Origin of the sequence: Helicobacter pylori (genome assembly GCF_006439795.1) — a bacterium.
Lineage (GTDB): Bacteria > Campylobacterota > Campylobacteria > Campylobacterales > Helicobacteraceae > Helicobacter > Helicobacter pylori_CR.
The window spans coordinates 1-23,498 of record NZ_VEYL01000012.1 but is presented as its reverse complement, the minus strand read 5'-3'; the positions used below and the strand labels follow the sequence as shown (position 1 = coordinate 23,498).

General features: G+C 38.9%; 23 protein-coding genes. 17 read left to right on the top strand and 6 right to left on the bottom strand.

All coding sequences use genetic code 11. The annotated features are described in order from the left end of the window. Window position 1 precedes the first annotated feature (1 nt). From aroA to cheW, 11 genes are all read left to right on the top strand, one after another. Window positions 2-1,291, top strand: a complete 1,290-nt coding sequence (gene aroA, locus FIM66_RS05830) for a 3-phosphoshikimate 1-carboxyvinyltransferase (protein WP_140600203.1) — start codon at window positions 2-4, stop codon at window positions 1,289-1,291. Further along, window positions 1,281-2,105, top strand: a complete 825-nt coding sequence (locus FIM66_RS05825; protein WP_000403562.1) for a 4-hydroxy-3-methylbut-2-enyl diphosphate reductase — start codon at window positions 1,281-1,283, stop codon at window positions 2,103-2,105. Before aroA ends, FIM66_RS05825 begins: the two co-directional genes overlap by 11 nt. A gap of 120 nt (window positions 2,106-2,225) precedes the next feature. Then, window positions 2,226-3,896 carry a 30S ribosomal protein S1 gene (locus tag FIM66_RS05820; RefSeq protein WP_140600202.1) on the top strand — a complete coding sequence of 557 codons (1,671 nt, stop codon included), beginning with the start codon at window positions 2,226-2,228 and terminating at the stop codon, window positions 3,894-3,896. 28 nt (window positions 3,897-3,924) lie between these two features. Continuing rightward, window positions 3,925-4,545 (top strand): hypothetical protein, encoded by a 621-nt coding sequence (locus FIM66_RS05815; RefSeq protein WP_140600201.1) that lies wholly within the window; start codon window positions 3,925-3,927, stop codon window positions 4,543-4,545. Between the two features lie 15 nt (window positions 4,546-4,560). Beyond that, a complete protein-coding gene (serA, locus tag FIM66_RS05810; protein ID WP_140600200.1) occupies window positions 4,561-6,135 on the top strand; it encodes a phosphoglycerate dehydrogenase in 1,575 nt (524 codons plus the stop codon). 9 nt (window positions 6,136-6,144) lie between these two features. Then, complete coding sequence (locus FIM66_RS05805) at window positions 6,145-7,995, top strand: menaquinone biosynthesis decarboxylase (RefSeq protein ID WP_140600199.1); 1,851 nt, start codon at window positions 6,145-6,147, stop codon at window positions 7,993-7,995. Between the two features lie 22 nt (window positions 7,996-8,017). Continuing rightward, a complete protein-coding gene (locus tag FIM66_RS05800) occupies window positions 8,018-8,686 on the top strand; it encodes a YggS family pyridoxal phosphate-dependent enzyme (RefSeq protein WP_140600198.1) in 669 nt (222 codons plus the stop codon). 1 nt (window position 8,687) lies between these two features. Next, window positions 8,688-9,446: a UDP-2,3-diacylglucosamine diphosphatase gene (locus FIM66_RS05795; RefSeq protein ID WP_140600197.1), complete on the top strand. Its 759-nt coding sequence runs from the start codon at window positions 8,688-8,690 to the stop codon at window positions 9,444-9,446. Window positions 9,447-9,449: 3 nt separating this feature from the next. After that, window positions 9,450-10,385, top strand: coding sequence for a chemotaxis protein CheV3 (gene cheV3 / locus FIM66_RS05790; protein ID WP_140478964.1), 936 nt, complete (start codon window positions 9,450-9,452; stop codon window positions 10,383-10,385). A gap of 58 nt (window positions 10,386-10,443) precedes the next feature. Continuing rightward, on the top strand, window positions 10,444-12,882 hold the full coding sequence (cheAY2, locus tag FIM66_RS05785; protein WP_140600196.1) for a chemotaxis histidine kinase/response regulator CheAY2: 2,439 nt from the start codon (window positions 10,444-10,446) through the stop codon (window positions 12,880-12,882). Beyond that, a complete protein-coding gene (cheW, locus tag FIM66_RS05780) occupies window positions 12,879-13,376 on the top strand; it encodes a chemotaxis protein CheW (protein ID WP_000070759.1) in 498 nt (165 codons plus the stop codon). The genes cheAY2 and cheW overlap by 4 nt, the downstream gene beginning before the upstream one ends. A gap of 254 nt (window positions 13,377-13,630) precedes the next feature. On the opposite strand, the gene tpx is transcribed toward cheW, so the two are convergent. Continuing rightward, on the bottom strand, window positions 13,631-14,131 hold the full coding sequence (gene tpx / locus FIM66_RS05775) for a thiol peroxidase (RefSeq protein WP_001174694.1): 501 nt from the start codon (window positions 14,129-14,131) through the stop codon (window positions 13,631-13,633). A gap of 223 nt (window positions 14,132-14,354) precedes the next feature. Between tpx and sodB the strand changes: the two genes are divergently transcribed. Together sodB and cmoA are read left to right on the top strand one after the other, a co-directional pair. Next, window positions 14,355-14,996 (top strand): superoxide dismutase [Fe], encoded by a 642-nt coding sequence (gene sodB / locus FIM66_RS05770; RefSeq protein ID WP_052936493.1) that lies wholly within the window; start codon window positions 14,355-14,357, stop codon window positions 14,994-14,996. A gap of 54 nt (window positions 14,997-15,050) precedes the next feature. Further along, window positions 15,051-15,782, top strand: coding sequence for a carboxy-S-adenosyl-L-methionine synthase CmoA (gene cmoA, locus FIM66_RS05765; RefSeq protein ID WP_140600195.1), 732 nt, complete (start codon window positions 15,051-15,053; stop codon window positions 15,780-15,782). A gap of 32 nt (window positions 15,783-15,814) precedes the next feature. Here the strand turns inward: cmoA and FIM66_RS05760 are convergent, their stop codons facing one another. The 3 genes from FIM66_RS05760 to zapB are packed head-to-tail and all read right to left on the bottom strand — an operon-like array spanning window position 15,815 to window position 18,135. Continuing rightward, entirely contained in the window at window positions 15,815-17,674 is a 1,860-nt protein-coding gene (locus FIM66_RS05760) for a primosomal protein N' (RefSeq protein WP_140600194.1), read from the bottom strand. Next, window positions 17,659-17,895, bottom strand: coding sequence for a hypothetical protein (locus FIM66_RS05755; protein ID WP_000051171.1), 237 nt, complete (start codon window positions 17,893-17,895; stop codon window positions 17,659-17,661). The genes FIM66_RS05760 and FIM66_RS05755 overlap by 16 nt, the downstream gene beginning before the upstream one ends. 12 nt (window positions 17,896-17,907) lie before the next feature. After that, entirely contained in the window at window positions 17,908-18,135 is a 228-nt protein-coding gene (gene zapB / locus FIM66_RS05750) for a cell division protein ZapB (RefSeq protein WP_001191194.1), read from the bottom strand. Between the two features lie 202 nt (window positions 18,136-18,337). Between zapB and FIM66_RS05745 the strand changes: the two genes are divergently transcribed. Beyond that, entirely contained in the window at window positions 18,338-19,084 is a 747-nt protein-coding gene (locus tag FIM66_RS05745; protein ID WP_140600193.1) for an SPOR domain-containing protein, read from the top strand. A 40-nt stretch (window positions 19,085-19,124) separates the two neighbouring features. Here FIM66_RS05745 and FIM66_RS05740 read toward each other — a convergent pair whose 3' ends face one another. Then, window positions 19,125-19,649: a hypothetical protein gene (locus FIM66_RS05740; RefSeq protein ID WP_120826977.1), complete on the bottom strand. Its 525-nt coding sequence runs from the start codon at window positions 19,647-19,649 to the stop codon at window positions 19,125-19,127. Window positions 19,650-19,829: 180 nt separating this feature from the next. Here FIM66_RS05740 and FIM66_RS05735 point away from each other — a divergent pair, with 180 nt between their 5' ends. From FIM66_RS05735 to gdhA, 3 genes are all read left to right on the top strand, one after another. After that, complete coding sequence (locus FIM66_RS05735) at window positions 19,830-21,053, top strand: M48 family metallopeptidase (RefSeq protein ID WP_140600192.1); 1,224 nt, start codon at window positions 19,830-19,832, stop codon at window positions 21,051-21,053. After that, window positions 21,050-21,880 carry a peptide chain release factor N(5)-glutamine methyltransferase gene (locus FIM66_RS05730; RefSeq protein WP_140600191.1) on the top strand — a complete coding sequence of 277 codons (831 nt, stop codon included), beginning with the start codon at window positions 21,050-21,052 and terminating at the stop codon, window positions 21,878-21,880. Before FIM66_RS05735 ends, FIM66_RS05730 begins: the two co-directional genes overlap by 4 nt. Window positions 21,881-21,946: 66 nt before the next feature. Continuing rightward, window positions 21,947-23,293, top strand: coding sequence for an NADP-specific glutamate dehydrogenase (gdhA, locus tag FIM66_RS05725; protein WP_140600190.1), 1,347 nt, complete (start codon window positions 21,947-21,949; stop codon window positions 23,291-23,293). A gap of 12 nt (window positions 23,294-23,305) precedes the next feature. Here the strand turns inward: gdhA and FIM66_RS05720 are convergent. Further along, window positions 23,306-23,498 (bottom strand): fucosyltransferase (locus FIM66_RS05720; protein ID WP_140600189.1); only part of this gene is annotated, 193 nt, incomplete at its 5' end.

Sequence of the window (23,498 nt, the reverse complement as noted above, 5' to 3'; positions counted from 1 at the left end):
TGTGATAGAGCTTGACATTAACGCTAGCGATAAATCGCTCTCGCACAGAGCCGTTATTTTTAGCTTGCTCGCTCAAAAGCCTTGTTTTGTGCGGAATTTTTTAATGGGAGAAGATTGTTTAAGCTCTTTAGAAATCGCTCAAAATTTAGGGGCTAAAGTGGAAAATACCGCCAAAAATTCTTTTAAAATCACGCCCCCAACAACTTTAAAAGAGCCTAACAAGATCTTAAATTGCAACAATTCTGGCACCAGTATGCGTTTATACAGCGGGCTTTTAAGCGCTCAAAAAGGCCTTTTTGTTTTAAGCGGGGATAATTCCCTAAACTCACGCCCCATGAAAAGAATCATTGAACCTTTGAAGGCTTTTGGGGCAAAGATTTTAGGGAGAGAGGATAACCATTTCGCCCCCTTAGTGATCTTAGGGAGTCCTTTAAAAGCTTGTAATTATGAAAGCCCTATCGCTTCAGCTCAAGTCAAAAGCGCTTTTATTTTAAGCGCCCTACAAGCTCAAGGCTCAAGCACCTATAAAGAAAATGAGCTTAGCCGTAACCACACAGAAATCATGCTTAAAAGTTTGGGAGCTGATATTCAAAATCAAGACGGCGTTTTAATGATTTCACCCCTAGAAAAACCCCTAGAAGCTTTTGATTTTAAGATAGCCAACGATCCGTCTAGCGCGTTTTTTTTCGCCCTCGCTTGCGCGATTACGCCAAAAAGCCGCCTTCTTTTAAAAAATGTCTTGCTCAACCCCACTCGCATAGAAGCTTTTGAAGCGTTGAAAAAAATGGGCGCTTCCATAGAGTATGCGATTCAGTCCAAAGATTTAGAAATCATTGGCGATATTTACATAGAGCATGCCCCTTTAAAAGCGATCAGTATTGATCAAAATATCGCTAGTCTTATTGATGAAATCCCCGCTTTGAGTATCGCTATGCTTTTTGCAAAAGGCAAAAGCATGGTTAAAAATGCTAAAGATTTACGATCTAAAGAAAGCGATAGGATTAAAGCGGTTATTTCTAATCTCAAGGCTTTAGGGATTGAGTGCGAAGAGTTTGAAGACGGGTTTTACATAGAGGGATTAGAAGATATAAGCCCATTAAAGCAGCGCTTTTTTCAAAAAAAACCCCCCCTTATCCAAAGCTTTAATGATCACAGGATTGCGATGAGTTTTGCTGTTTTAACTTTAGCGTTGCCTTTAGAAATTGATAATTTAGAATGCGCAAACATTTCTTTCCCGCAATTCAAACGCTTACTCAATCAATTCAAAAAAGGGAGTCTTAATGGAAATTAAAATGGCTAAGGATTATGGTTTTTGCTTTGGCGTCAAAAGAGCGATACAAATCGCTGAAAAAAATCAAAACAGCTTGATTTTTGGCTCGCTCATTCATAACGCTAAAGAAATCAATCGTTTGGAAAAAAACTTCAACGTGAAAATTGAAGAAGACCCTAAAAAAATCCCTAAAAATAAGAGCGTGATCATAAGAACCCATGGCATTCCTAAGCAGGATTTAGAATATTTGAAAAATAAGGGGGTCAAAATCACTGATGCGACTTGCCCGTATGTGATCAAACCCCAGCAAATCGTGGAATCCATGAGTAAAGAAGGGTATCAAATCGTGCTTTTTGGGGATATTAACCACCCTGAAGTCAAGGGCGTGATCAGCTATGCCACTAACCAGGCTTTAGTCATCAATTCGTTAGAAGAATTGCAAGAAAAAAAGCTCCAACGAAAAGTGGCTTTAGTCTCTCAAACCACCAAGCAAACCCCCAAACTCTTGCAAATCGCTTCTTATTTGGTGGAAAGATGCACTGAAGTGCGTATTTTTAACACGATTTGTAACGCTACTTCCTACAACCAAAAAGCCGCTTTGGATTTGAGTAAGGAAGTGGATATTATGATAGTCGTGGGCGGTAAAACTTCTTCAAACACCAAACAGCTCTTAAGCATCGCCAAACAGCATTGCAAAGACAGCTACTTGGTAGAAGATGAAAACGAATTAGAGTTAGCGTGGTTTAAGGATAAGAAATTGTGCGGGATTACCGCTGGGGCTTCCACGCCGGACTGGATTATAGAAAATGTCAAGCAAAAAATCAGCACGATTTAACACATTTTGAAAATTTTCTTTAAAAAAACCGCTAATTGTTAGTTTTTAAACGATTTTGTAAGCCAAAAAAGGATACAATGCCCTTAAGGATTTTATATTTATTTTATAGTAAGGCAGTCAATGAGCAAGATAGCAGATGATCAGAACTTTAATGACGAGGAGGAAAACTTCGCAAAACTCTTTAAAAAAGAATTAGAAAAAGAAGAAACCCTAGAAAAAGGCACTATCAAACAAGGGCTAATCGTTTCCATCAATGAGAATGATGGTTATGCCATGGTGAGCGTGGGCGGTAAGACAGAAGGCCGTTTGGCTTTGAGTGAGATCACCGATGAAAAGGGGCAGTTGCTGTATCAAAAAAATGACCCCATTGTTGTGCATGTGTCCGAGAAAGGTGAACACCCTAGCGTTTCCTACAAAAAAGCCATTTCCCAACAAAAGATTCAAGCTAAAATTGAAGAATTAGGCGAAAACTATGAAAACGCCATTATTGAAGGCAAGATTGTAGGCAAGAATAAAGGGGGTTATATCGTGGAGTCTCAAGGCGTGGAGTATTTCCTCTCCCGCTCGCACTCTTCTTTAAAGAATGACGCAAACCATATCGGCAAACGCATTAAAGCGTGCATCATTCGCGTGGATAAAGAAAACCATTCTATCAATATTTCTCGCAAACGATTCTTTGAAGTCAATGACAAACGGCAGCTTGAGGTTTCTAAGGAATTGTTAGAAGCTACAGAGCCGGTATTAGGGGTTGTGCGCCAGATCACCCCTTTTGGCATTTTTGTAGAAGCTAAGGGGATTGAGGGCTTGGTTCATTATTCTGAAATCAGTCATAAAGGACCAGTAAACCCTGAAAAATACTATAAAGAGGGCGATGAAGTCTATGTCAAAGCTATCGCTTATGATGCAGAAAAAAGACGCCTTTCACTCTCCATAAAAGCGACTATAGAAGACCCATGGGAAGAGATCCAAGACAAACTAAAACCCGGATACGCCATTAAGGTGGTGGTGAGCAACATTGAACATTATGGGGTGTTTGTGGATATTGGTAATGATATTGAAGGCTTTTTGCATGTTTCTGAAATCTCTTGGGATAAAAATGTCAGCCACCCTAGCCATTACTTGAGCGTGGGGCAAGAGATTGATGTGAAGATCATTGACATTGATCCTAAAAACCGCCACTTAAGGGTTTCTTTAAAACAACTCACTAACAAGCCTTTTGATGTTTTTGAATCCAAACACCAAGTGGGGGATATTGTAGAGGGCAAAGTGGCGACTTTAACGGATTTTGGGGCGTTTTTGAATCTGGGTGGGGTGGATGGTTTGCTCCACAATCACGATGCTTTTTGGGATAAAGATAAAAAGTGTAAAGACCACTATAAAATTGGCGATGTGATCAAAGTGAAAATCCTTAAAATCAACAAAAAAGATAAAAAGATTTCTTTGAGTGCGAAGCACTTGGTGACTTCCCCTACAGAAGAATTCGCTCAAAAGCATAAAACAGACAGCGTGATTCAAGGCAAAGTGGTGAGTATTAAGGATTTTGGCGTTTTCATTAATGCTGATGGCATTGATGTGCTGATCAAAAATGAAGATTTGAACCCCTTGAAAAAAGATGAAATCAAAATAGGCCAAGAAATCACATGCGTGGTGGTTGCGATTGAAAAATCTAACAACAAGGTGCGTGCTTCTGTGCATAGGTTAGAGCGCAAAAAAGAAAAAGAAGAATTGCAAGCTTTTAACACGAGCGATGATAAAATGACTTTAGGGGATATTCTTAAAGAAAAACTCTAAAGAGTGATTTTAAAAGCATGAGAATGGCATGAGATTTAAGGGTGTTGTTGCTTTTATTTCCCTAGCTGTCGCTCTTGGCGTTTTAGCCTATTTGTTTTTAAGCGTTAAAAAAGAAATGCCCGCTACTTCTCATGCGATCTCTCAAACAAATGCGATCTCTCAAACAAATGCGATCTCTCAAACAAATGCGATCTCTCAAACAAATGCGATCTCTCAAACAAATGCGATCTCTCAAACAAATAAAAGCTACTCTCAAACAGACGCAAAAAACCATGACATCAACCTAGAAGAAAATAGCCCTGATGAAACCTCTCATAATGAAAAAGCCTCTCATAACGAAGAAGATCGCAATAACGCCCTTTCTCAAAATCTTGATGCGCAAGAATCTATCAATTACCCCGTTGTGGAACATTATTTTGAAATCCCTTTTGAAGAAAAAAAAAGGGAGTATTCAAAGCTTATCATTAAGGATTTAAAGGACTATCAATGGTGGTGTTTAAAAGAAATCCTTAAAAAAGAACAAATTGATTACGCTTACGATAGCACCAAAAACCAACCCAACCTCATCATCTATTTAGATGAAAATAAAAAAGAACGCTTGCTAGCTGATTTAGACTATTATAAAATACGCTATCATGCTGTTTTTTAAATTCAAAGGATAAAAATGTATCAAGTAGCCATTTGCGACCCCATCCATGCTAAAGGCATTCAAATTTTAGAAGCTCAAAAAGACATTGTCTTGCATGATTATTCCAAATGCCCCAAAAATGAGCTTTTAGAAAAACTCACTCCCATGGATGCGCTCATCACGCGTAGCATGACCCCTATCACAAGCGATTTTTTAAAACCCTTAACTAATTTAAAATCCATCGTGAGAGCGGGCGTGGGAGTGGATAATATTGATTTAGAAAGCTGCTCTCAAAAAGGCATTGTAGTGATGAATATCCCTACCGCTAACACGATTGCCGCCGTGGAATTGACCATGGCGCATTTGATCAATGCGGTGCGTTCGTTCCCTTGCGCGAACGATCAAATCAAACACCAAAGGTTATGGAAAAGAGAAGATTGGTATGGCACGGAATTGAAAAATAAAAAGCTAGGCATCATTGGTTTTGGGAATATTGGCTCTAGGGTGGGCATTAGGGCTAAAGCCTTTGAAATGGAAGTTTTAGCCTATGATCCTTATATCCCTTCTTCAAAAGCCACTGATCTAGGGGTCATTTACACAAAAAATTTTGAAGACATTTTGCAGTGCGATATGATCACTATCCACACCCCTAAAAATAAAGAAACCATTAACATGATAGGCGCTAAAGAGATCGAACGCATGAAAAAAGGGGTTATTTTGATCAATTGCGCTAGAGGGGGGCTTTATAATGAAGACGCTCTTTATGAAGCTTTAGAAACCAAAAAAGTGCGTTGGCTTGGCATTGATGTCTTTTCTAAAGAGCCTGGCATTCATAACAAGCTTTTAGACTTGCCCAATGTTTATGCGACCCCCCATATTGGCGCGAACACTTTAGAGTCCCAAGAAGAAATTTCCAAACAAGCCGCTCAAGGGGTTATGGAATCTTTAAGGGGTTCAAGCCACCCGCATGCTCTGAATTTACCCATGCAAGCTTTTGATGCAAGCGTTAAAGCCTACTTGAATTTAGCGCAAAAATTGGGTTATTTTTCCAGTCAAATCCATAAGGGCGTGTGCCAAAAAATTGAACTCAGTCTTTGTGGGGAGATCAACCAATTCAAAGACGCCCTTGTCGCTTTTACACTAGTAGGGGTGTTAAAACCCGTTGTAGGGGATAAAATCAATTACATTAACGCCCCCTTTGTGGCCAAAGAAAGAGGCATTGAGATTAAGGTTAGCCTTAAAGAAAGCGCTTCGCCCTATAAAAACATGCTCTCTTTAACCCTAAATGCGGCTAATGGTGCAATCAGCGTGAGCGGCACGGTGTTTGAAGAAGATATTTTAAAACTCACTGAGATTGATGGGTTTCATATTGATATAGAGCCAAAAGGTAAAATGCTTCTATTTAGGAATACAGATATTCCAGGCGTTATTGGGAGTGTGGGGAATGCGTTCGCTAGGCATGGCATTAACATCGCTGATTTTCGTTTGGGGCGCAACACGCAAAAAGAAGCTTTAGCGCTCATTATTGTAGATGAAGAAGTTTCTTTGGAAGTTTTAGAAGAGCTTAAAAACATTCCTGCATGCTTAAGCGTTCATTATGTGGTTATTTAAGGTAGTTGGATGCGAGATTTTTTAAAGCTTTTAAAAAAACATGATGAATTAGAGATCATTGACACCCCCCTTGAAGTGGATTTAGAAATCGCTCATCTGGCCTATATAGAAGCGAAAAAGCCTAATGGGGGCAAAGCCCTTTTATTCACGCAACCCATAAGAAAAGAGCGTAACCAGATCAAAACCTTTGGCATGCCGGTTTTAATGAACGCTTTTGGCTCTTTCAAACGATTAGATCTTTTATTAAAAACCCCTATAGAGGATTTACAACAACGCATGCAAGCGTTCTTGCACTTTAACGCTCCTAAAAATTTCACTGAGATTTTGAAAGTCTTAAAAGATTTATGGGATTTAAGACACATTTTCCCTAAAAAAACCACTCGCCCTAAAGATCTCATTATCAAGCAAGATAAAGAAGTCAATTTGTGGGATCTACCCGTTTTAAAAACTTGGGAAAAAGATGGCGGGGCTTTTATCACTATGGGGCAAGTCTATACCCAAAGCCTAGACAATAAAAAAAAGAATTTAGGCATGTACCGCTTGCAAGTTTATGATAAAAACCATTTAGGCTTGCACTGGCAAATCCATAAAGACTCCCAACTCTTTTTCCACGAATACGCTAAGGCTAAAGTCAAAATGCCCGTCAGTATCGCTATTGGTGGGGATTTGCTCTACACATGGTGCGCAACAGCCCCCTTACCTTATGGGATTTATGAACTCATGCTCTATGGGTTTATGAGAGGAAAAAAAGCACGCATGATGCCATGCTTGAGCAACCCCTTAAGCGTGCCAAGCGATTGCGATATTGTGATAGAAGGGTTTGTGGATTGCGAAAAGCTAGAGCTTGAAGGGCCTTTTGGGGATCACACTGGCTATTATACCCCTATTGAGCCTTATCCTGTTTTAGAAGTCAAAACCATTAGCTATAAAAAAGATTCCATTTACTTAGCCACTGTGGTGGGTAAGCCCCCTTTAGAAGACAAATACATGGGGTATTTGACTGAACGCTTGTTCTTGCCCTTGCTTCAAATGAACGCCCCCAATTTGATAGATTATTACATGCCAGAAAACGGGGTGTTCCATAATTTGATTTTAGCCAAAATACACACGCGCTATAACGCTCATGCCAAACAAGTCATGCATGCTTTTTGGGGTGTGGGGCAGATGAGTTTTGTCAAACATGCGATTTTTGTCAATGAAGACGCTCCTAATTTAAGAGACGCCAACGCTATCATTGAATACATATTAGAAAATTTTTCTAAAGAAAACGCACTCATCTCTCAAGGCATATGCGACGCCTTAGATCATGCAAGCCCTGAATACGCTATGGGAGGGAAACTCGGTATTGATGCGACTTCTAAAAGCAATACCCCCCACCCCACGCTTTTAAACGATAACGCCTTATTAGCGCTTTTACAAGATAAAATGCAAAATATCGTTCTTTTGAAGCAATATTACCCGCACACCCGTAACCCCATTTGCGTGATCAGCGTGGAAAAGAAAGATAAAAGCGTCATTGAATTGGCTAAAAACTTGCTCGGTTTTGAAGAGCATTTACGCATTGTCATCTTTGTAGAGCATACCAGCAACGATTTAAACAACCCTTACATGCTGTTATGGCGCATCGTTAATAATATTGACGCTAAGCGTGATATCCTCATCTCTAAACATTGTTTTTTTATAGACGCTACCAATAAGGGCATTATGGATAAACATTTTAGAGAATGGCCCACCGAAACCAATTGCTCCATGGAAGTCATAGAGGATTTGAAAAAGAAAGGGCTTTTAAAAGATTTTGAAACTTTAAATCAAAAATTCCATCTCACGCATTCTTTCAGCACGCACAAAGAAGATCTATAAAGAATAGCCATAAAGAAGGATTATGTTAGATTATCGCCAAAAAATTGATGCTCTCATCACCAAAATAGAAAAGGCTCGCACCGCCTATTCAAGGCATCATATTGTCAAAATCGTGGCTGTTTCAAAAAACGCTCCCCCAGAAGCTATCCAACATTACTACAACTGCTCTCAAAGGGCTTTTGGAGAAAATAAAGTTCAAGATTTAAAAACTAAAATGCATTCTTTAGAGCATTTACCCCTTGAATGGCACATGATAGGCTCTTTACAAGAAAATAAAATCAATGCGCTTTTGAGTTTAAAGCCCGCCCTTTTGCATTCTTTAGACTCTTTAAAACTCGCTTTGAAAATAGAAAAGCGTTGCGAAATATTGGGCGTCAATTTAAACGCTCTTTTACAGGTTAATAGCGCGTATGAGGAAAGTAAAAGCGGGGTGGTGCCTGAAGAAGCGCTAGAAGTTTATTCTCAAATCAGTGAAACTTGCAAACGCCTCAAGCTTAAGGGGCTTATGTGTATAGGGGCTCATGCTGATGATGAAAAGAAAATTGAAAAATCCTTTACCACCACCAAAAAGCTTTTTGACCAAATAAAAAATGCGAGCGTTCTTTCAATGGGCATGAGTTGTGATTTTGAATTAGCGATTGCTTGCGGGGCGAATCTTTTAAGGATTGGCTCTTTTTTGTTCAAAGAGTAAGATGCTAGAAACTTATGTGCTTAAAAGTGGGGCTGTTTTTATCTCTGATGCGCATTTTTTGCCCAAAAGCCCTCATTTAATCCATACGCTTAAAGAATTTTTATGCGCTAAACCCCCACAAGTCTTTTTCATGGGCGATATTTTCCATGTTCTTGTGGGCTATTTACCCCTAGATAGAGAGCAGCAAAAAATCATTGATCTCATCAATGCTTTAAGCGAAATTTCACAAGTCTTTTATTTTGAAGGCAACCATGATTTTTCCATGCGTTTTGTATTCGATTCCAAAGTGGTAGTTTTTGAGCGCCACAACCAGCCCGTATTATTCCAATATGATAACAAACGCTTTTTACTAGCCCATGGGGATTTATTCATCACTAAAGCGTATGAATTTTACATCACGCAGCTCACTTCCACTTGGGCTAGATTTTTTTTAACTTTTTTAAATTTATTAAGTTTTAAAACATTATACCCTTTTTTGAAAAAACGCATCTATCAAAAACCCGTCCGCCTTTGGGAATTAGAGCCAAAAGAATTAAAAGCCTTTATTGAAAAGCGCCTAAAAGCCTATCAAAACTATATTAAAGATCTTAACCTTGATAGCATTGACGGCATTATAGAGGGGCATTTTCATCTCAAAAGCGGCACAAAAATCCCCTTGAATGTGCCTATTTATTGCCCACTGCCTTCCTTTTATTACGAACAAAGTCTTTTTAAGGTATCATCAAGCGTTTTAGAACCATCTCAAAATAAGGACGCCTAAATCATGGCAGAAAAAACAGCTAACGATTTAAAACTAAGCGAGATAGAACTCGTGGATTTTCGTATTTATGGCATGCAAGAGAGCGTCCCTTATGAGGGGATTTATGGCATTAATGTGGCTAAAGTCCAAGAGATTATCCCCATGCCCACCCTTTTTGAATACCCCACGAATTTGGATTACATTATCGGCGTGTTTGATTTGCGATCCACGATTATTCCGCTTATAGACTTGGCTAAATGGATAGGGATTATCCCAGATAAAAGCAAGGAAAACGAAAAAATCGTCATTATCACTGAATTTAACAACGTTAAAATGGGCTTTTTAGTCCATTCCGCTAGGCGTATCAGGCGCATTAGCTGGAAAGATGTGGAGCCTGCATCCTTTAGCGCATCTAATAGCATCAATAAGGAAAATATCACCGGCACGACTCGCATTGAAAACGACAAAACCCTACTCATTTTGGATTTAGAAAGCATTTTAGACGATTTAAAGCTTAATGAAGACGCTAAAAACGCTAAAGATACCCCTAAAGAGCGTTTTGAAGGCGAAGTGTTGTTTTTAGACGATAGCAAGACCGCAAGAAAAACCTTAAAAAACCATTTGAGTAAATTGGGTTTTAGCATCACGGAAGCTGTGGATGGGGAAGACGGGTTGAACAAATTAGAAATGTTGTTCAAAAAATACGGGGATGATTTGAGAAAACATTTGAAATTCATTATTTCAGATGTTGAAATGCCTAAAATGGATGGCTATCATTTCTTATTCAAGCTCCAAGAAGACCCCAGGTTTGCTTATATTCCTGTGATTTTTAATTCTTCTATTTGCGATAATTATAGTGCTGAAAGGGCTAAAGAAATGGGGGCTGTAGCGTATTTAGTCAAGTTTGACGCAGAGAAATTCACCGAAGAAATTTCTAAGATTTTAGACAAGAATGCGTAATTTTTATTGATAAAATTGTAAAATACTCTTATCTCAAACGCTAAAAAGGGGTTTTAAAATGGATGATTTGCAAGAAATAATGGAAGACTTCTTGATTGAAGCCTTTGAAATGAATGAGCAGTTGGATCAGGATCTGGTGGAATTAGAGCATAACCCTGAAGATTTGGACTTGCTCAATCGCATTTTTAGAGTGGCCCACACCATTAAAGGCTCTAGCTCGTTTTTGAATCTTAACATTCTCACGCACCTCACGCACAACATGGAAGATGTCTTGAATCGCGCTAGAAAGGGCGAAATTAAGATCACGCCTGATATTATGGATGTCGTGTTGCGCTCCATTGATTTGATGAAAACCTTACTCGTAACGATTAGAGACACCGGATCGGATACTAATAACGGCAAGGAAAATGAGATTGAAGAAGTAGTCAAAAAGCTTCAAGCCATTACGAGCCAAAATTTAGAGAGCACTAAAGAAACTTCAGGGGCTAAAGAAACCCCAAAAGAAGAAGCGAAAGAAGAAATTAAAGAAAAAGCGAAAGAAGAAAATAAAGAGAACAAGGCAAAAGCCCCTACTGCAGAAAATTCCGCAAGCGATAACCCGCTAGCCGATGAGCCGGATTTGGATTACGCTAACATGAGCGCTGAAGAAGTGGAAGCGGAAATTGAACGATTGCTTAACAAACGCCAAGAAGCCGATAAAGAACGAAGAGCTCAAAAAAAGCAAGAAGATCAAGCCAAGCCTAAACAAGAAGTCGCCCTAGCAAAAGAAACTCCTAAAACAGAAACCCCCAAAGCCCCTAAAACAGAAACTAAAGCTAAGGCTAAAGCAGATACTGAAGAGAATAAAGCCCCCTCTATTGGCGTGGAGCAAACCGTTAGGGTAGATGTGCGCCGCTTGGATCACTTGATGAATCTAATCGGCGAACTTGTGTTGGGGAAGAATCGCTTGATCAGGATTTATAGCGATGTGGAAGAACGCTATGATGGGGAAAAGTTTTTAGAGGAATTAAACCAGGTAGTCTCTTCTATTTCAGCGGTAACGACAGACTTACAGCTTGCGGTGATGAAAACACGGATGCAACCAGTGGGCAAGGTGTTCAATAAATTCCCTCGCATGGTAAGGGATTTGAGCCGGGAATTAGGCAAGAGCATTGAACTAATCATTGAGGGCGAAGAAACCGAATTAGACAAATCCATTGTAGAAGAGATTGGCGATCCGCTCATCCATATTATCCGCAACTCATGCGATCATGGGATTGAGCCTTTAGAAGAAAGAAGAAGGCTTAACAAGCCTGAAACCGGTAAAGTGCAATTGAGCGCGTATAATGAGGGCAATCACATTGTGATTAAAATCTCTGATGATGGCAAGGGATTAGACCCTGTGATGCTTAAAGAAAAAGCGATTGAAAAAGGGGTGATTAGCGAAAGAGACGCTGAAAGCATGAGCGATAGGGAAGCGTTTAACCTCATTTTCAAGCCAGGCTTTTCTACCGCAAAAGTCGTTTCCAATGTTTCAGGCAGAGGCGTGGGCATGGATGTGGTGAAAACCAATATTGAAAAGCTCAATGGGATCATTGAAATCGATTCAGAAGTGGGGGTAGGCACGACCCAAAAGCTTAAAATCCCTCTCACTCTAGCTATCATTCAAGCTTTACTCGTGGGCGTTCAAGAAGAATATTACGCTATCCCGCTTTCTTCGGTTTTAGAAACCGTGCGCATCAGCCAAGATGAAATCTACACCGTTGATGGCAAGAGCGTGTTGCGCTTGAGAGATGAGGTGCTTTCTTTGGTGCGCCTTTCTGATATTTTTAAAGTGGATGCTATTTTGGAATCCAACTCAGATGTGTATGTGGTCATCATTGGCTTGGCTGATCAAAAAATTGGCGTAATCGTGGATTATTTAATCGGTCAAGAAGAAGTGGTCATCAAATCTTTAGGTTACTACCTTAAAAACACTAGAGGCATTGCTGGCGCTACGGTGAGAGGCGATGGGAAAATCACTCTTATTGTAGATGTGGGAGCGATGATGGATATGGCAAAAAGCATCAAGGTCAATATCACTACCTTAATGAACGAATCCGAAAACACGAAGAGCAAAAATTCTCCTAGCGATTATATTGTCTTAGCGATTGATGACAGCAGCACGGACAGAGCGATTATCCGCAAATGTTTAAAACCATTGGGCATCACGCTTTTAGAAGCCACTAACGGGTTAGAAGGCTTAGAAATGCTTAAAAATGGCGATAAAACCCCGGACGCTATTTTAGTGGATATTGAAATGCCCAAGATGGACGGCTACACTTTCGCTTCTGAAGTGCGTAAATACAATAAATTCAAAAACCTGCCTTTGATTGCAGTAACCAGTCGGGTAACTAAAACCGATAGGATGCGCGGCGTTGAATCCGGCATGACTGAATACATCACCAAACCTTATAGCGGTGAGTATTTAACCACCGTAGTGAAGCGCAGTATTAAATTAGAAGGAGACCAATCGTGAGCAACCAATTAAAAGATTTATTTGAAAGACAAAAAGAAGCTAATGCAGGTTCTAAACAAGAAGACAATGAAGAAATTTTGCAATTCATTGGCTTTATTATTGGCGATGAAGAATACGCCATTCCTATTTTGAATATTTTAGAAATCGTCAAACCCATTGGTTACACACGAGTCCCTGAAACCCCAAACTATGTGCTTGGCGTGTTCAATTTAAGGGGTAATGTCTTTCCGTTGATTAGCTTGCGTTTAAAGTTTGGCTTGAAGGCTGAAAAGCAAAACAAAGACACTCGTTATCTGGTGGTGCGCCATAACGATCAGATCGCTGGGTTTTTCATTGATCGCTTAACTGAAGCCATTCGCATCAAGCAAACGGATATTGACCCAGTGCCAGAAACTTTGAGCGATAACAATAATTTAACTTATGGTATTGGGAAGCAAAACGACAGACTCGTAACCATTTTAAGAGTGGAAGAAATCTTAAAAAAAGACTTCTAAAAACCTTTTTCTATCAAACCCTTATGGGTTTTGTGAAAGATTTATTCCATTAAAAGCTTGATTTTAATCAAGCGGTAATGTTTGATTGACAACAGAGTTTTTTTAATCTTTTCTTTTAAAAACAGCGTGAAACTTTTTTAAACGGATTAAAAAGAACTTCTTATTTTTTAGTCTTTGTTGCCAACGCTTTTTAATAAGTGGGGCTTTTTGCGTTGAGATTCACTAAATTGTAGCCCCCTCCTTTTAAGGATTTCCTATTTCAACACTTTTAAAAGCGCTTCATAATTGGGCTCTTCTAAAATGTTTTGAACGATTTCTTTATAGATAACCACTCCCTTATCATCAAGAACAAACACCGATCGAGCGAGTAAGCCTTGCAAAGAGCCTTTGCCCAACAGCACGCCGTAATTTTCCCCAAAAGCCTTATACCTAAAATCGCTTAAGATTCTTAAGTCCTTAATGCCTTCAGCGCCGCAAATTTGCCCTTGAGAAAAAGGCAAGTCCATAGAAATAACGCTAAAACTCACAGAAGGCAGTTTGCCGGCTTGCTCATTGAAGTGTTTGGCTTGGAGCAAGCAAACCGATCCGGTTAAACTAGGAAGCGCACTAACGACTTGAAAACGCACGCCCTGCTTCAACAAATTGACTTCTTGCAAATCGCCATTGACCAATTTCACATCAGGAGCTTTATCGCCCACTTTTAAGGTTTTCCCTTCTAATTGGTATGTTTCTTCTTTAAAAGTAACTTTTTGCATGGTTAAATCCTTTCTAATTGAATTGCTATATTGCGTTAGAATAGTAGCCCATTAAGATTAACTTTTAACAAATTTAGAAAGAATTTGTTTAAAAAGTCGTTTTCATTTTAAAAAACCCCTTAAAATCTACAAAATTTGCATAACGATCCATTTTTAAGAAAAGATTTACCAAAAAGTATTAAAAAATGATTACAATACGGCTATCTGATCACAAGGAGAAAACATGTTTACATTACGAGAGTTGCCTTTTGCTAAAGACAGCATGGGAGATTTTTTAAGCCCTGTGGCGTTTGATTTCCACCATGGGAAACACCATCAAACTTATGTGAATAATTTGAATAACTTAATCAAAGGCACGGAGTTTGAGAAGAGTTCTTTGTTTGATATTTTGACGAAGTCTAGCGGAGGCGTGTTTAATAACGCCGCTCAAATTTACAACCACGATTTTTATTGGGATTGCCTAAGCCCAAAAGCGACTGCTTTAAGCGATGAGTTAAAAGGGGCTTTAGAAAAAGATTTTGGCTCACTAGAAAAATTTAAAGAAGACTTCATTAAGAGTGCGACTACTTTGTTTGGCTCTGGTTGGAATTGGGCAGCGTATAATTTAGACACTCAAAAAATTGAAATCATTCAAACCAGCAACGCACAAACCCCGGTTACGGATAAAAAAGTGCCGCTTTTGGTGGTGGATGTGTGGGAGCATGCTTATTACATTGACCATAAAAACGCGCGCCCTGTGTATTTGGAAAAATTCTATGGGCATATCAATTGGCATTTTGTCTCTCAATGCTATGAATGGGCGAAAAAAGAAGGCTTAGGCTCAGTGGATTATTACATCAATGAGTTGGTGCATAAAAAAGCTTAAGCGTTATTTTGCATAGAGTGGTTTAAAGGTTTTTAAACCACGCTTCTTTTTTGAATGAAAGACACTCTGTTTAATGAATCCCTAAACAAACGCTTTTGTTTTGATGAGAAAGTCGCCCATGTTTTTGACGACATGCTGGAGCGTTCCATTCCTTATTACCATGAGATGTTGGATTTGGGAGCGTATTTTATCACTCAAAATTTAAAAGAAAATATCTATCCTAAGCCCTTGCCTAAGCCCTTGATTTATGATTTAGGCTGTTCTACCGGAAACTTTTTTATCGCGCTTAACCGGCAAATCCAACAAGATATTGAACTTGTAGGGATTGACAATTCCATGCCCATGCTTAAAAAAGCGCAAGAAAAATTAAAAGATTTTAAAAATGCCCGTTTTGAATGCATGGATTTTTTAGAGGTTGAGTTTAAAGAAGCGAGCGCGTTTTCATTGCTTTTTGTGCTGCAATTTGTCCGCCCCATGCAAAGAGAGGTGCTGCTCAAAAAGATTTATAACAGCCTTGCGTTGAATGGGGTTTTATTGGTGGGCGAAAAGATCATGAGCGAAGATCGGATATTAGACAAGCAAATGATAGAGCTATACTACCTTTATAAACAAAATCAAGGCTACAGCCACAATGAAATCGCTTTCAAAAGGGAAGCGTTAGAAAATGTGCTTGTGCCTTATAGCTTGAAAGAAAATATCGCGCTTTTAGAAAGCGTGGGGTTTAAGCATGTGGAAGCGGTGTTTAAATGGGTGAATTTCACGCTGTTGGTTGCTAGAAAAACTTGAGTTTTTTAAAATAATATATAAAACTTAAGTTTTTAAAAAATATCCACAGGATCCATGTTCACGCTGCAAGGGATATTAGGGGCGGTTTTTAAAAACGCATGCACGCTTTTGATTAGGCTTAAAGGGTTTTTGGAACGCAATAAAATCAGGTAGCGGTAAGAAGAGGCGATTTTTTCAATGGGGGCTTTGAAATTAGAGAGCGTTACGCCCTTTTCTAAACACAGAGAAAGGGTTTGAGAGGCTTTTAGGCTCAATTGTTGGGCTTTTTCTTCGTTTTTATGCTTAAACTCCAACAAACACAGCCTTGAAAAAGGCGGGTAGAGTTCGCACCTTTCTTGCAATTCGTATTGTAAAAAATCTTCATAATCTTCTAAGAAATTTTCTAACAGATCGGTTTCGGTGCTTTGAATGAACACTTGGCCAGAAATTTGCCTAGCGCTCCTCCCAGCGATTTGATAAAGTAACGACACGCCTTCTTCTAAAGCCCTGTAACTATTAGATTTGATGATATTGTCTATGCCTAAAACAACCGCTAAACTCACTTTAGCGTAATCATGCCCTTTGCTTATCATTTGAGTGCCGATTAAGATATTGGTTTTTTGAGCGTTGAAATCGTTTAAAATATTGTGGAGTTTTTTTGGCGTGCTAGTGTGATCTTTATCCAAAATTGCTATTTTAGCGCCTTTCAAAAGGCCTTCTAATTCGTTCAACACTTGCATGGTGCCTATCCTTTTACCCACTAAAACTTCGCTTTGACACTCGTTGCAAATTTTAGGGATAGGGCTTGAAAAATGGCAATAATGGCACATGAGTTTGTTGGTTTTTAAATGCAAGCTCATATTCACGCTGCAAAAGGGGCATTGAACGCTTTTATAGCAATTTTGGCACAGCAAGGTTTTGAAATTAGCCCTTGTAGGCACAAAAATAATGGCTTGCTCGTTTTTGTCTATCACTTGTTGCAGCGCTTCTAGGAGTTTGGGCGTGATAAAACGCTCGGTTTTTTCAAAAATAATGTTTTTTTGCGTGGGGGTGTAGCGCCCCTTTAAGCGCACTAAAGCCTTATCTTTAAAGCGTTTATAACTACTCAAACTTGGCGTAGCAGAGCCTAAGATCACTTGAATAGGGAATTTATGGGATAAATACAAGCATAAATCCCTAGCGTTATACATAGGGCTTTGATGAGACTTATAAGAAAAGTCATGCTCTTCATCTACAACGATTAAACCTAACTCCTTAAGGGGCAAAAACAACGCACTTCGTGTGCCTACCACTAATTTGATTTCTTGCGAATAAAGCTTTTCTAAAAATTGTTTTTTTTGATTTTGAGAGAGTTTGCTATGCCACAAGCCTAAATTTTCTTTAAAAACCCTTTTAAGGCGTTGTTGCATTTGAGGGGTGAGGGCGATTTCTGGCACTAACAACAAAGCGCTTTTTTTTTGCTCTAAAATTTGAGTGATTGAATGCATATAAATTTCGGTTTTCCCACTGCCCGTATCGCCAAAGAGCAAGCTTGCTGGATGTTTTTGCAATTCTTTTAAAGCGTTGGTTTGCGTTTGGCTCAACGCATTAAGAGTAGGCTCAATTTTTTCTAACCCCACTAAATCGCATTCTTTAAAAGGGGCAAAAAGGCTTAAGACTGAAGAAAGATTAGCCGAGTAATATTGAGCGATAAAAATAGCGAGCTCCATTTGAAAAGGGAGTAAAAAATAAGGGGTTTTTTCTAGCTCTAGGCATTCAAAAGAGGGTTTTGAAACTTCTTCAAGAACGACGCCCAAAAGCGTTTTATTCCTTAAAGGGATATTGACTAACGCTCCTTTTTTATGCCGTTCTTTAGAAAAGTAAGTTAAAGGGGGGGTTTTATTTTTTAAAGGAGCGATTAAGTGATAGAACATGATGAGATTTTTTCTAAAAGCTTTTTGAGTTCATTGTGCAAATACTCGTTCTGGCAACTTTCATGCAAATAGTCCTTTAAAAGCTCTAAGGCGTTTAATTCTTGGTTATGGAAACGCTCCTTTAGGGTGCGTTTCATCTCATCGCTAAAGGTGTTATTGAGAGAGATTTTATAGCGTTTGCCTAAATAAGTGATTTCTAAGCTATCGTTTTCTAAAGACATGTTTTTAATAGTTTATGACAATAAATCAGAGATTTTGTCATAAAGACCTTGAATGCCCTTATCTTTAGCGCTCAATTCATCGTATAAAATAGCGATTTGAATGTCTTTTTCTTCATTTTGCGCATTCAGGGTGGTGTTTGCTTGGCGTAAAGCGTTCAACTCTTCTTCTTGTTTTTGGATTTTTTCAATCAATTCATCAATTTTAGCGCCCAATTGGTTTAACAAACTTAAAGATTGCATCATAAGCCTTTCATGGTTTTTGAAAGTTATTATATCAAAGCTATTAAATTATCGCAAAATACCCCTATCCCCTTAAGGTAATGGCTTTTACTATAAAATAAAGTAACTAAAACCCCATGTTTTAAACCATTCTTATGGTGGTATTTGGTATTTTTTACTACCATAAAGCAACAAGACAGAAAGCTTGACATGGGAGTGGTGAATGCAAAAAAGTATATTAAAAATGACTCTGTTGTTGGTTTTCCTCTTTTTAAGAAACGCTGTTGGTTTAGAGGACAAAAAAGCGGATCTTAAAAGCGTTCAAAATACGCTCAAAAATTTACCCCCTATCCAATTAAGGCTCAATCAAGTCCATGAAGAACTTATAGAAATGTTAGATAATATGGGAAAAGGCACGCAGTATGAGTTCCCTAAAATCAAAGAAATCCTAGAGCAAAGCGAAGAAGAATGGCTCAAAGTCGCCCATGAAGAATGCGTGGCGTTGGTTATGCTAATAAGCCCTAAAGCTTCTATTGAAAATAGCCCGATTTATAGGAATTGCTATGAAGCTTATGTGAAGCAAAGAATCCATGATTTATATGATTTTTATATAGAAAGCAAAAAGGTGAAAAGAAAAATCAAGAAAGCCCATAAGCAAGAGACCGCTATTAATCAATCCCAGCCTTTAATAAAAGAGCCACCCAAGAACGAGAATAAAAAAAGCTTAGTAAAACCCAGCTTAAAAGATGCGAATATCCCTAAAGGGTATTACTTGCAAATTGGGGCTTTTTTGAACGCGCCCAGTAAGGATTTTTTGCAAACGCTCAAAACTTTCCCCTACCAAATAAAGAAAAAAGACTCCCTCACGCATTATTTTATTGGCCCTTATAAAACGAAAGAAGAAGCCCTAAAACAGCTTGAAAATGCGGCTAAAAGCTTTAAAAATAAGCCTGTGTTGGTAGAGAAGTAGTCGTTTTAGCTCCTTATTCAATAAAAACAAATCCATCGTTTTATTGGATTTTATAAAGCCACATGGCTATTAGTGCGACAAACAAACTCGCGCCCAAAAACACATAGCCTATCATTTTATAAAGGGGGATAAAATTTTTTTGAATTTCTTCTTCTGCAATAATGATTTTAGAAACCCCTAAGCGGTTAGTTGGGGCGCTGTCTGTGAGGTAAAAGCCCTGTTTTTTAAGCGCAAAATAAGGGGTTTTAATTAAGGCGTCATTTTTAAAAGAGGCCACAAACGCCCCGATATTAGAAAACTTGACTTTGTTATCCGCATCTAATAAGACAAAGGGGGTGTTTTTGAATCGTTCTTCTAAGATTTTTAAAGGCTCTAAAGAAGAGGCATTATCCAACTCTAAAAGGCTTTTAGCGATCGCATCAGCGGTGTATTGCATGCGTATTTGGGTGTTTTCTAATAGGTTATTTTTCGCATAAAAGAAAAATAACGCTAACAAAACCCCCACTAAAAGTAAGGTAGAAAGGGTATAAACGATTAAAAAACGCTTTTTAAAAGAATAGGGCATGACAGACCTTTTTATTGATAGCGGGTTGGATAACACAGCTTTTTTATGACTGGATTAAAAACGCTCAAAAACAGCCTCTTTTTTCTACCATACTTATTTAATTTTATGGTAAATTTTTGAAAAATTGTTATAATTCCTACACTTTTATTGGTAAATTTAATGGAGAAAGGAGTTTGGAATATGCTTGACATATGGATAGATATGATAATTTGTATTTTTTATTTGCTCTTTTTTACGACTCCTTACATTGTAGGCGATATTTTGCAATTGAAATTTATCCGCCAAAAGCTCTGCGAGAAGCCTGTTTTACTCCCACAAAAGGATTATGAAGAAGCGGGAAATTATGCCATTAGGAAAATGCAATTATCCATTATTTCTCAAATTTTAGACGGGATCATCTTTGCTGGTTGGGTCTTTTTTGGTTTGACGCATTTAGAAGATCTCACGCATTATTTAAACCTTCCTGAAACGCTAGGTTACTTGGTGTTTGCCTTGTTGTTTTTAGCGATTCAAAGCGTTTTAGCTTTACCCATTAGCTACTACACCACCATGCATTTGGATAAGGAATTTGGCTTTTCTAAGGTGAGCTTGTCGTTGTTTTTTAAGGATTTTTTCAAAGGGTTATCGCTCACTTTAAGCGTGGGGTTGTTGTTGATTTACACCCTCATTATAATCATTGAACATGTGGAACATTGGGAGATTAGCTCGTTTTTTGTCGTGTTTGTTTTTATGATATTAGCTAATCTTTTTTACCCTAAAATCGCCCAACTTTTCAACCAATTCACCCCTTTGAATAACCGGGATTTGGAGAGTCAAATTGAGGGCATGATGGATAAGGTGGGTTTTAAATCTGAAGGTATCTTTGTGATGGACGCTAGCAAGAGGGATGGGCGTTTGAATGCGTATTTTGGGGGCTTGGGTAAAAATAAGCGGGTGGTGTTGTTTGACACTCTGATCTCTAAAGTTGGGACAGAAGGGCTTTTAGCCATTTTAGGGCATGAATTAGGGCATTTTAAAAATAAGGATTTGTTGAAAAGTTTAGGGATTATGGGAGGCTTGCTCACTCTTGTTTTTGCTCTGATCGCTCATTTGCCACCGTTGGTTTTTGAAGGCTTTAATGTCTCGCAAACGCCAGCGAGTTTGATTGCGATTTTACTCTTGTTTTTGCCGGTGTTTTCCTTTTACGCTATGCCTTTGATCGGGTTTTTTAGCCGAAAGAATGAATACAATGCGGACAAGTTTGGGGCGAGTTTAAGCTCTAAAGAGACTTTAGCCAAAGCGTTAGTGTCCATTGTGAGCGAAAATAAAGCGTTCCCCCATTCGCACCCTTTTTATGTTTTCTTGCATTTCACGCACCCGCCCCTATTAGAGCGCTTGAAAGCTTTGGATTATGAAATTGAATGACCCTTTCACAAGCCCTAAACAAAGCCAAAAAAGAATTATCGCCAAAAGGTTTTAGGGGGGGATTAGAGTCTGAAATTTTATTAGGCTTTGTCTTGCAAAAAGAAAGGGTTTTTTTGCACACGCATGCTTATTTAGAGTTAAACCACGAAGAAGAGGCGCGCTTTTTTGAACTGGTAGAAAAACGCTTGAATGACTGCCCCATAGAGTATTTATTGGAAAGCTGTGATTTTTATGGGCGTTCTTTTTTTGTGAATGAGCATGTTTTAATCCCACGGCCTGAAACGGAAATTTTAGTCAAAAAAGCCCTTGATATTATTTCTCAATACCATTTAAAAGAGGTAGGCGAAATAGGCGTAGGGAGTGCTTGCGTGTCCGTTAGTTTAGCTTTAGAAAACCCTAATCTCTCTATTTATGCGAGCGATATTTCACCCAAAGCTTTAGAAGTGGCGTTAAAAAACATTGAACGCTTTAATCTAAAAGAGCGGATTTTTTTAAAACAAACGCACCTTTGGGATCATATGCCCATGATAGAAATGCTTGTCTCTAATCCGCCTTATATCGCTAGAGGTTATCCTTTGGAAAAATCCGTCCTCAAAGAACCGCACGAAGCCCTTTTTGGGGGGGTTAAAGGCGATGAAATCTTAAAAGAAATCATTTTTTTAGCCGCTGGATTAAAGATCCCTTTTTTGGTTTGTGAAATGGGGCATGACCAGTTAAAAAGCTTGAAAGAATGCTTGGAATTTTGCGGTTATGATGCAGAGTTTTACAAGGATTTGAGCGGCTTTGATAGAGGGTTTGTGGGCGTTTTAAAAAGTTTTTTAAGATAAAGTTAAAACTTAATTACCCTTTTAGTGTTACAATAAAAACACTTAAAATCATAAAGGATGCCGCTTATGTATATTGAAAAAATCCTCCAATCTTTACAGAAAAAATACCCCTATCAAAAAGAGTTCCACCAAGCCGTCTATGAGGCTATCACTTCTTTAAAACCCCTTTTAGACAGCGATAAAAGTTATGAAAAGCATGCCATTTTAGAGCGTTTGATTGAGCCTGAAAGGGAGATTTTTTTTAGGGTGTGTTGGCTAGATGATAACCATCAGATTCAAGTCAATCGGGGGTGTAGGGTTGAATTCAATTCGGCTATTGGCCCTTATAAGGGGGGTTTGAGATTCCACCCTAGCGTGAATGAAAGCGTGATCAAGTTTTTAGGCTTTGAGCAAGTGTTGAAAAATTCGCTCACCACTTTGGCTATGGGGGGTGCTAAGGGGGGGAGCGATTTTGACCCTAAAGGGAAGAGCGAGCATGAGATCATGCGTTTTTGCCAGGCGTTCATGAATGAATTATACCGCCATATTGGAGCCACGACTGATGTGCCAGCTGGGGATATTGGAGTGGGCGAAAGAGAGATTGGCTATTTATTTGGGCAATATAAAAAATTAGTCAATCGTTTTGAGGGCGTATTGACCGGTAAAGGGCTAACTTATGGGGGGAGCTTGTGCAGAAAAGAAGCTACCGGCTATGGGTGCGTGTATTTTGCTGAAGAAATGTTACAAGAAAGGAACAGCTCTTTAGAGGGTAAGGTTTGCAGCGTTTCTGGGAGCGGTAATGTCGCAATTTACACCATTGAAAAATTGCTTCAAATAGGAGCCAAACCGGTAACGGCGAGCGATTCTAATGGCATGATTTATGATAAAGACGGCATTGATTTAGAGCTTTTGAAAGAAATTAAAGAAATCCGTCGTGGGAGGATCAAAGAATACGCTTTAGAAAAAAAGAGCACGAAATACACGCCCACAGAAAATTACCCCAAAGGGGGGAATGCAGTGTGGCATGTGCCTTGTTTTGCGGCTTTTCCTAGCGCGACTGAGAATGAATTGAGCGTTTTAGACGCTAAAACTTTGCTTTCTAACGGGTGTAAATGCGTGGCTGAAGGGGCGAACATGCCCTCAAGCAATGAAGCGATTGGATTGTTTTTACAGGCCAAAATTTCTTATGGTATAGGCAAGGCGGCTAATGCTGGGGGGGTGAGCGTGAGCGGCTTGGAAATGGCGCAAAATGCGAGCATGCACCCTTGGAGTTTTGAAGTGGTGGATGCGAAATTACACCACATCATGAAAGAGATTTATAAGAATGTCTCTCAAACCGCTAAAGAGTTTAAAGACCCTACTAATTTTGTTTTAGGGGCTAATATCGCTGGTTTTAGAAAAGTGGCGTCTGCGATGATAGCGCAAGGGGTTTGATTACCCCCAATTTTACAAACCCAATTTTTTAATCCATCTCCTTATGGCGCGCAACAAGGGTAAGGATTTTTGATAAGCTTTGCGATAGATTTTAAAAGTGGTGTTTTGAGAGAGTTCTAATAAAGGCGAGGCGTTTTGTAAAAGCCGGTCATAATTAACCCTCAAATCATCATAATTAACCCTCAAATCATCATAATTAACCCTC

What these genes read in the sequence shown, in the direction of transcription:
- FIM66_RS05825 (WP_000403562.1), top strand. Translation starts at nt 1,281, where the DNA reads ATGGAAATTAAAATGGCTAAGGATTATGGTTTTTGCTTTGGCGTCAAA.
- FIM66_RS05820 (WP_140600202.1), top strand. Translation starts at nt 2,226, where the DNA reads ATGAGCAAGATAGCAGATGATCAGAACTTTAATGACGAGGAGGAAAAC.
- FIM66_RS05815 (WP_140600201.1), top strand. Translation starts at nt 3,925, where the DNA reads ATGAGATTTAAGGGTGTTGTTGCTTTTATTTCCCTAGCTGTCGCTCTT.
- serA (WP_140600200.1), top strand. Translation starts at nt 4,561, where the DNA reads ATGTATCAAGTAGCCATTTGCGACCCCATCCATGCTAAAGGCATTCAA.
- FIM66_RS05805 (WP_140600199.1), top strand. Translation starts at nt 6,145, where the DNA reads ATGCGAGATTTTTTAAAGCTTTTAAAAAAACATGATGAATTAGAGATC.
- FIM66_RS05800 (WP_140600198.1), top strand. Translation starts at nt 8,018, where the DNA reads ATGTTAGATTATCGCCAAAAAATTGATGCTCTCATCACCAAAATAGAA.
- FIM66_RS05795 (WP_140600197.1), top strand. Translation starts at nt 8,688, where the DNA reads ATGCTAGAAACTTATGTGCTTAAAAGTGGGGCTGTTTTTATCTCTGAT.
- cheV3 (WP_140478964.1), top strand. Translation starts at nt 9,450, where the DNA reads ATGGCAGAAAAAACAGCTAACGATTTAAAACTAAGCGAGATAGAACTC.
- cheAY2 (WP_140600196.1), top strand. Translation starts at nt 10,444, where the DNA reads ATGGATGATTTGCAAGAAATAATGGAAGACTTCTTGATTGAAGCCTTT.
- tpx (WP_001174694.1), bottom strand. Translation starts at nt 14,131, where the DNA reads ATGCAAAAAGTTACTTTTAAAGAAGAAACATACCAATTAGAAGGGAAA.
- sodB (WP_052936493.1), top strand. Translation starts at nt 14,355, where the DNA reads ATGTTTACATTACGAGAGTTGCCTTTTGCTAAAGACAGCATGGGAGAT.
- cmoA (WP_140600195.1), top strand. Translation starts at nt 15,051, where the DNA reads ATGAAAGACACTCTGTTTAATGAATCCCTAAACAAACGCTTTTGTTTT.
- FIM66_RS05760 (WP_140600194.1), bottom strand. Translation starts at nt 17,674, where the DNA reads ATGTTCTATCACTTAATCGCTCCTTTAAAAAATAAAACCCCCCCTTTA.
- FIM66_RS05755 (WP_000051171.1), bottom strand. Translation starts at nt 17,895, where the DNA reads ATGTCTTTAGAAAACGATAGCTTAGAAATCACTTATTTAGGCAAACGC.
- zapB (WP_001191194.1), bottom strand. Translation starts at nt 18,135, where the DNA reads ATGCAATCTTTAAGTTTGTTAAACCAATTGGGCGCTAAAATTGATGAA.
- FIM66_RS05745 (WP_140600193.1), top strand. Translation starts at nt 18,338, where the DNA reads ATGCAAAAAAGTATATTAAAAATGACTCTGTTGTTGGTTTTCCTCTTT.
- FIM66_RS05740 (WP_120826977.1), bottom strand. Translation starts at nt 19,649, where the DNA reads ATGCCCTATTCTTTTAAAAAGCGTTTTTTAATCGTTTATACCCTTTCT.
- FIM66_RS05735 (WP_140600192.1), top strand. Translation starts at nt 19,830, where the DNA reads ATGCTTGACATATGGATAGATATGATAATTTGTATTTTTTATTTGCTC.
- FIM66_RS05730 (WP_140600191.1), top strand. Translation starts at nt 21,050, where the DNA reads ATGACCCTTTCACAAGCCCTAAACAAAGCCAAAAAAGAATTATCGCCA.
- gdhA (WP_140600190.1), top strand. Translation starts at nt 21,947, where the DNA reads ATGTATATTGAAAAAATCCTCCAATCTTTACAGAAAAAATACCCCTAT.